Here is a 448-nt window from a genome sequence, read left to right as displayed (position 1 = left end):
CCTTGATCCCGCGTGGTTTGGCGGGGTGATGGCGATCATCAACAACATTACCATGCTGGCGATTGTATTGACCGGATCGGCGCTGATCCGCGAGCGTGAACACGGCACGGTGGAACACTTACTGGTGATGCCGATAACGCCGTTTGAGATCATGATGGCAAAGGTCTGGTCGATGGGGCTGGTGGTGCTGGTGGTGTCGGGATTATCGCTGGTGCTGATGGTGAAAGGCGTGCTGGGCGTACCGATAGAAGGCTCGATCCCGCTGTTTATGCTGGGCGTGGCGCTCAGTCTGTTTGCCACCACGTCAATCGGCATTTTTATGGGGACGATAGCGCGTTCAATGCCGCAACTGGGGCTGCTGGTGATTCTGGTGCTGCTGCCGCTGCAAATGCTTTCCGGTGGTTCCACGCCCGCGAAAGTATGCCGCAGATGGTGCAGGACATTATGC

General features: G+C 57.4%; 1 pseudogene. It reads left to right on the top strand.

Going from position 1 to position 448, the window contains the following annotated elements:
- Positions 1-448 (top strand): annotated as a pseudogene (locus I6F21_RS37840) (ABC transporter permease); the annotation flags it as partial.

The organism is Bradyrhizobium sp. NBAIM03 (genome assembly GCF_020194055.1).
Lineage (GTDB): Bacteria > Pseudomonadota > Alphaproteobacteria > Rhizobiales > Xanthobacteraceae > Bradyrhizobium > Bradyrhizobium yuanmingense.
Note: the sequence above shows the minus strand (reverse complement) of the source record. Positions and strands in the feature narration are given on the sequence as shown.